General features: G+C 50.7%; 8 protein-coding genes, 1 tRNA gene and 1 pseudogene. 8 read left to right on the top strand and 2 right to left on the bottom strand.

The features are described 5' to 3' along the window. The first annotated feature begins 76 nt into the window (after positions 1 to 76). The 5 genes and pseudogenes from CMM32_06145 to CMM32_06125 all read left to right on the top strand — a co-directional run bounded on the left by CMM32_06145 (position 77) and on the right by CMM32_06125 (position 2,757). Positions 77 to 152, top strand: a tRNA-Ala gene (locus tag CMM32_06145). A gap of 305 nt (positions 153 to 457) precedes the next feature. Continuing rightward, positions 458 to 751, top strand: a complete 294-nt coding sequence (locus tag CMM32_06140; GenBank protein MBT06481.1) for a hypothetical protein — start codon at positions 458 to 460, stop codon at positions 749 to 751. Between the two features lie 116 nt (positions 752 to 867). After that, positions 868 to 1,064 (top strand): annotated as a pseudogene (locus tag CMM32_06135) (plasmid maintenance system killer protein). Between the two features lie 12 nt (positions 1,065 to 1,076). Then, positions 1,077 to 1,412 carry an addiction module antidote protein, HigA family gene (gene higA / locus CMM32_06130; GenBank protein ID MBT06480.1) on the top strand — a complete coding sequence of 112 codons (336 nt, stop codon included), beginning with the start codon at positions 1,077 to 1,079 and terminating at the stop codon, positions 1,410 to 1,412. Between the two features lie 565 nt (positions 1,413 to 1,977). After that, a complete protein-coding gene (locus CMM32_06125; protein ID MBT06479.1) occupies positions 1,978 to 2,757 on the top strand; it encodes a hypothetical protein in 780 nt (259 codons plus the stop codon). A gap of 321 nt (positions 2,758 to 3,078) precedes the next feature. On the opposite strand, the gene CMM32_06120 is transcribed toward CMM32_06125, so the two are convergent. Next, the gene (locus CMM32_06120; protein MBT06478.1) at positions 3,079 to 3,357 is read right to left on the bottom strand and encodes a hypothetical protein; all 279 of its coding nucleotides are present in this window, start codon (positions 3,355 to 3,357) and stop codon (positions 3,079 to 3,081) included. Between the two features lie 197 nt (positions 3,358 to 3,554). Between CMM32_06120 and CMM32_06115 the strand changes: the two genes are divergently transcribed. From CMM32_06115 to CMM32_06105, 3 genes are read left to right on the top strand one after another with little or no spacing between them, the layout of a single operon-like run. Next, positions 3,555 to 4,028 (top strand): hypothetical protein, encoded by a 474-nt coding sequence (locus CMM32_06115; protein ID MBT06477.1) that lies wholly within the window; start codon positions 3,555 to 3,557, stop codon positions 4,026 to 4,028. 8 nt (positions 4,029 to 4,036) lie between these two features. After that, a complete protein-coding gene (locus CMM32_06110; protein ID MBT06476.1) occupies positions 4,037 to 4,849 on the top strand; it encodes a hypothetical protein in 813 nt (270 codons plus the stop codon). After that, complete coding sequence (locus CMM32_06105; GenBank protein ID MBT06475.1) at positions 4,825 to 5,697, top strand: hypothetical protein; 873 nt, start codon at positions 4,825 to 4,827, stop codon at positions 5,695 to 5,697. The genes CMM32_06110 and CMM32_06105 overlap by 25 nt, the downstream gene beginning before the upstream one ends. Positions 5,698 to 5,831: 134 nt before the next feature. On the opposite strand, the gene CMM32_06100 is transcribed toward CMM32_06105, so the two are convergent. Next, a partial coding sequence (locus tag CMM32_06100; protein MBT06474.1) for a hypothetical protein occupies positions 5,832 to 6,081 on the bottom strand: 250 nt, incomplete at its 5' end.

The raw sequence follows: 6,081 nt of genomic DNA, 5'->3' as shown, positions 1-6,081 counted from the left end.
CCTCGTGGGGACCGGCTGCGCAGGGTGACGATTGGCTGCGTCGCTGAACTGACGCGCCGATACACTCACTGCCTCCGGGGCTGTAGCTCAGTTGGTAGAGCGCAACAATCGCACTGTTGAGGTCAGGGGTTCGATTCCCCTCAGCTCCACCATTGAAAACAACGACTTATCGATTTGGAAAGAGGCCGCCTGAAATTGCTTCAGGCGGCCTCTTTTTTATGAATTTTGCTACACACTTCTTGTAGCATCTGCGTAAGAGTCCAGCATCCGTGCCTAGACGGCCCAAAGAATCTTCCTATCGGCTATTCGCCCCTTCTGACCGGCTACAACGATTCGCATCTGATGCCCTTTTAAGACAATGCGCTAGGTCGCTTCTGGTCAGCGCATAGAGGATTGCAGCATCCCTGGGGTCAACGACCGCTTTGGATGGAATGCATATTGCTATCCCGTCGGCACCATGACCACCTCTTTTCACCACCCAGCCCATACCTACCAGCGGCGAGCACCCGAGCACCATCTCCTCTATCGGGTCCTGATCGATCACCTAGAAACCTTTCTCCAGCGCATGCGCACCAGCGAGCATGCGTTCCCATTTCACGTTGAGCGAGAATTGCGGTCTTATCTGGAATGCGGTATGCTCGCTCACGGTTTTCTCCGGCTGCATTGTCCTGACTGCAACGAAAGTCGGACCGTGGCCTTCTCGTGTAAGGAGCGCGGCTTTTGCCCCAGCTGCATACATAGTAACGCTTGACGTTAATATTGTAGTGCGTTGTTATTTGATTATGATCCAATCATTTAAAGACAAAGAGACGGAACGGGTCTTTAATCGCCTAAGGATCCCGTAAGTTTTCTGGGCCTTTGGCGCATATGGCACTGAAAAAATTACTGATCCTTGATGCGCAGAATCCATACAGGATTTACGCTCTCCGCCGGGCAATCGATTGGAGCAGCTCTCTGGTAATCGAAAAGGACAGCATAGCATCCGCATTAATGATCAATGGCGGATTTGTTTCGAATGGCGTCAAGGAAATGCCATTCATGTTGAAATTATAGACTATCACTAAGGAGCCTCTACTATGGTGCAAGACAAAATGCCTCCTATTCATCCTGGAGAGATTCTCCTCGAAGAATTTCTCCAACCCCTTAGCCTGAGCCAATATCGCTTGGCCAAGGATATTTCTGTGCCGCCGCGCCGCATCAATGAGATTGTGCATGGTAAGCGAGCTATTACCGCCGATACAGCCCTGCGCCTTGCACGTTATTTCGATACGACGGATCGTTTTTGGATCAATCTCCAAACCCGGTATGACCTTGAAGTGGAGAAAGATCGTTTAGGCGAAAAACTAGAAGAAGAAGTGCAAGTCCTCGACCGATCTGCCTATGTCAACGAACCCGCGATAGCCAACTCATAAGTTTAGATAACGGTTTCACAATTCACGACCCCGCGCATACGGGGTGGGCGTAGCCCCAAGGAGCGTAAGCGACGCTGCGGGAATTGCTGTGTTACACGTGGAGTTTTTAATAAAACCAGTAAATAGGTAAAGGCGCAGCTACAATACCAGATCCCCTGCATTAAGATCAATAATAGCATTGGATGAGCGACTCATAAGGATGTCCCAGATCCCAATATGTGCACGGCCTCCGGCGGGTATAGTTGACCATAGCATACCTATATCTAGCATCCACAAGCGATATTCATCCCAACAGACATCAAAGTCGTATTGGGATACTCCGCAGTTACATATCGANAACCCCCTTTTGCAGCCAGCGGGCCCCCTCCTTAGTCGTCCGCTGGCTGGCCACGCCCTAAAAAGCGGACGCCTAAAGCGCGCAACCGGCGGCAAACGGGACGAGCACACGACCAAATCGCTTGACCCGGAAAACTAAAAGGGCCTTTATAGTTCACATGCATTGTAGCACAATAAAAACGCGTTGCGACCCCCAGTATACAATGATCACCTGGAGCCTCGTCACAGTATGGTCCTCTCTCCCGAGCATATAGAAAGCTACCGCGAAGACGGATACACGATCGTATCGAATCTCATTCCCGAAGAAATCATTGATCGCNCAGTAGCAGGTCTTTGGACACGGCTTGGTATGAATCCCGATAAACCGGACTCGTGGAAGCAACCGCCAACACCACCACCTGCCAACGCCCTCTGGCACCTAAACGCCTCTCCCNCGAGAATCGAACACCTCGGCTTGACCGATGCAGCACTGTTGGCGTGCTGCACACCCGAATATCGGGCGGCGACAAGAGTCCTTGCGACCTTTNCTCCAGGAGCATTTTGTTGCCAGCGCGAATATCCGGAAGCCGTCTGGTCGATAAACCAGTTTCCCTCCTCAGCTACATCGGCTCCACCACCCCACCTGGATGGAGGTCACAGACATCTGAANATCACTCCAGGTCCGTTCCGAATGATCACGCTCATCTATCTCTCCGACGTTGAGCCCNAGGGAGGAGGGACGATGGTGTGGCCTGGTTCAAACCGAAAATTCCGGATTCTAGCCGGACAGCAGTCTGGCCGGTACAGCCATATGGATGATTTGCGGCCGCTGGTCGCCGATTTGGCTCGGGCGACGCCGGTAGAAATCACCCCCCAACGTGGCGATGTGGTTTTCATCGACTATCTGATGGTCCATAGTGGATCACTGAACCGATCTACTCAACCTCGACTCGCCCTCCGCTTTCTTTGTTCGTGTCCCGAATGCGAAGGATGGAACAAAGTCGGAAAGTGGAACGTCTGGAATCCCTAACTCTCAAAGGAGTAAGAATCGGGCGCGTTTTCTTGCTCTCATCCCACCGCCCCGACTCAACCTAGTGCGCTATCACGGCATCCCTGCGCCCAATGCCCGCGACCGGAGCCAGGTCGTACCCACCCCGCCGTCGCCCACGGTCTCTTCGACGCCTGGGGCTCGCCCGCGCCTTTCTTGCGCCCCCATCGACTTACTTGGGCGGCGCTATTAGCGCGGATCTTTACTCTCGACATCACCTCAGCCCCACCCCAACAGGCGTGGGACTTCGCCGCCTAACGCATCACGCCACAAGCCACCGCCCTCCGCCGACGGCGCACCACCTCAAAGTCCGCCTATCCCCCGACTCGTTGTATTGAAAACCCCCTTTTGCGCCCAGCGGGACCCTCCTCTGTCGTCCGCTGGTTGGCCACGCCCTAAAAAGCGGATGCCTAAAGCGCGCAATCGGCGGCAAACGGGACGAGCACACGACCAAATCGCTTGACCCGATGACATAAAAGGGCCTTTATAGTGCCTATACATGCCAGAGTTCTCTCCGCTTTGAAAAAGGACTTGAGAATCCTTGGCTGCTTCTGACATGATAGACTGGTCTGCATGCAACAAATATTGGTGTTTTTTCCACGTTAAATGTGTTCGACTTGTGGTTCCATCATTATTGGAATCATTTGCCCCAAATGTTGCGATAGGCTTAGATACGTGCGTTAAAGAGAAGAAGTTTTACAGCTGATGAGATTATGAATTAACAGCGAGGGTGATATAATTTCTGCTAGTAACGTACTTACTGGTGACCGGAGGTCTCTATGATTAATTCAGTGAATATTCTTGACCACATTTCTTTAACAGTGAGTGACATGGACCGCTCACTGGCTTTTTATTGCGACTTGCTCGGGATGAAAGAGGTTGAACGGCATAGGCTGGAGGGTGAGACTATCTCCAAGATGTGCGGTAAACCGGAAGTTGTTATGGAGGTAATCCGATTAGAGGCGCCTGATACTCCAGGTATAGAGCTCGATTTGCAGCAATATGTAGTCCCGGAAGGCAGTGTTTCCAATGCACAATTGGGAGACGTCGCTCATTCACATTTTTGCTTTGGGGTGACAGATGTCTGGGCAAGTTACAAGGAATTAAAGTCCAAGGGAGTTGAATTTATATCTGAACCCGTAAACTTCGACTTGGGTTGGGCAATTGTGCACGTGGTTTTCTTCAAGGACCCGGACGGTTTTGTTCTTGAACTAGTCCAGGATCCGTATGAAATGAAAGATAAAAGCGACTAGAAGTTTTCTTGGGGAGGGCTACTGTGCCTAGATATGATTTAGAAGATCAGGTGGCTATTGTGACTGGTGCGGGACGAGGAATTGGACGTGCCATTAGTCTGCGACTTGCGTCTGAGGGTGTTAGTGTAGCGGTCACTGATATTGATAGCAGTAATGCAGATAATGTGGTTGCGGAGATAGAGTCGGACGGCGGCCAAGCAGTGGCTTTGCAGGTCGATGTGACGCGGAAAGAACATGTAGATCAAATGGTCCAGGATACTGTTGGCAAATTTGGGTCATTAGATATCTTGGTCAACAACGCTGGGGTGGGAGCTGTTGTGCCCTTGATGGATACTGATGAATCTGTGTGGGATACAATGATGGATATAAATGCAAAAGGAGTTTTACTTTGTTCTCAGGCTGCTGCAAGGCAGATGATAAACACTGGGGGTGGAGGCAGGATAATAAACAACGCTTCTGGCGCCGGCAAGATTGCTCCTGGAAAGGATGTCCCTCTAGGTGCTTATGCAGCTAGTAAACATGCTGTTGTTGCATTGACAAAGCAGATGGGCTTAGAACTGGCCCAACATCGTATTCTCGTCAATTGCGTATGTGCTGGGATAGTCGACACGCCTATGTGGGACCTTATAGACCGTGAAATAGCTAAGCGCGAAGGTGCTCCGATTGGGTCCGTGAAAGCAAGTACGGTGGACAGCATACCTCTTGGCCGTATTCAGGAACCTGAAGATGTAGCCAATGTTGTTGTCTTTCTTGCATCTAGTGATGCCAGCTATATGACTGGACAGACGTACAATGTATGTGGCGGTATTCTGCCTTATTGATTTATAGGCGAAAGAAAAAAATTATGCGCGACGTAGCTTATTGGCCCAAAACATTCTTGGATGAAGTGGAGCAGAGTACGGTTGAGCGGGGGGTTTCATTCTGGTCCTTGGGAGGGCCAAGTTTTCTCTATCGCACCCCCCAGACAACAATTTGGATTGATCCATATTTCTACGGTACACCGGACGATTCGGTACCAGATGCTTATCGATCTACGTCAATACCGATCAAACCAGATGAGGTGCGGTTAGCAGACTGTATCATTTCCACGCATGATCACGTGGATCATTGCCATAAAGGCACGTTGGTACCTATTCTCAACAACACTGAGGCTTTTTGTATAGGGCCTAAATCATCCGCAGCCAATATGCGAGAATTCGGTATTTCTGAGAGTCGTATTAGGGAGGTGAAATCGGATGACACACTGCACGTTGGAGATGTCGAAATAAGTGTGTACCCTGCGTATGACCCTATGGAGCCGCACGCAGCATCGTTCGTGTTTAGCTCTGGAGGGACCAAATTGTTTGTATCTGGTGATACTTGGGATGGACCTGCCATAGCAGAAATTGGCGACAAGCATGAACTGGATTTCGCTCTTCTAGCAATGGGATGCGGTTGTACTGGACATGTGGATCATGACTCGGTCAACCCAACATGGTATATGAGCGAAGAGCAGCTGATTGAAACTGCACGCAAACTGAATCCAAAGACATTGTTGCCGTTTCACTGGGATTTTTGGCGAAATCATACAAGTGACATTTCTCGCTTCTTTGAGATTTATTATACTGAGCGACCAAGTTTTGATGTCAAAATTTTGTTAATTGGTGACTCAATACATTTTGAGTCATAGAGGTATGTGTGGAGTACAGTCGGCTGCAGTGTATCGATAGCGACCACCTCACCTTCCGCCTCAAAACCCCCTGGTCGGATGGGACAACCCACCTGCTGTTGTCGCCCTTGGAGTTGATGGAGGAACTAGCGCCCTTACCGATCCCACATCCATTCGGCGCTATCTGCACGGTGTTGAGCTACCGACCCAGCCCCGCCGCTTAAGCCACCTCGGCCCCAACTCGTTGCATCGAAAGTACCCTTTTGCGCCCAGCGGGCCCCTCCTTTGTCGTCCGCTGGCTGGCCACGCCCTAAAAAGGGGACGCCTAAAGCGCGCAACCGGCGGCAAACAGGACGAGCACACAACCAAATCGCTTGAACCGAAAGCCTAAAAGGGCCTTTATAG

The sequence above is a fragment of the Rhodospirillaceae bacterium genome (assembly GCA_002728255.1).
GTDB lineage: Bacteria > Pseudomonadota > Alphaproteobacteria > UBA7887 > UBA7887.
This window is presented reverse-complemented; position numbering and strand designations above follow the sequence as displayed.

Coding starts and splice junctions, on each gene's coding strand:
- CMM32_06115 (MBT06477.1), top strand. CDS start 3,555: ATGATTAATTCAGTGAATATTCTTGACCACATTTCTTTAACAGTGAGT.
- higA (MBT06480.1), top strand. CDS start 1,077: ATGGTGCAAGACAAAATGCCTCCTATTCATCCTGGAGAGATTCTCCTC.
- CMM32_06140 (MBT06481.1), top strand. CDS start 458: ATGACCACCTCTTTTCACCACCCAGCCCATACCTACCAGCGGCGAGCA.
- CMM32_06105 (MBT06475.1), top strand. CDS start 4,825: ATGTGGCGGTATTCTGCCTTATTGATTTATAGGCGAAAGAAAAAAATT.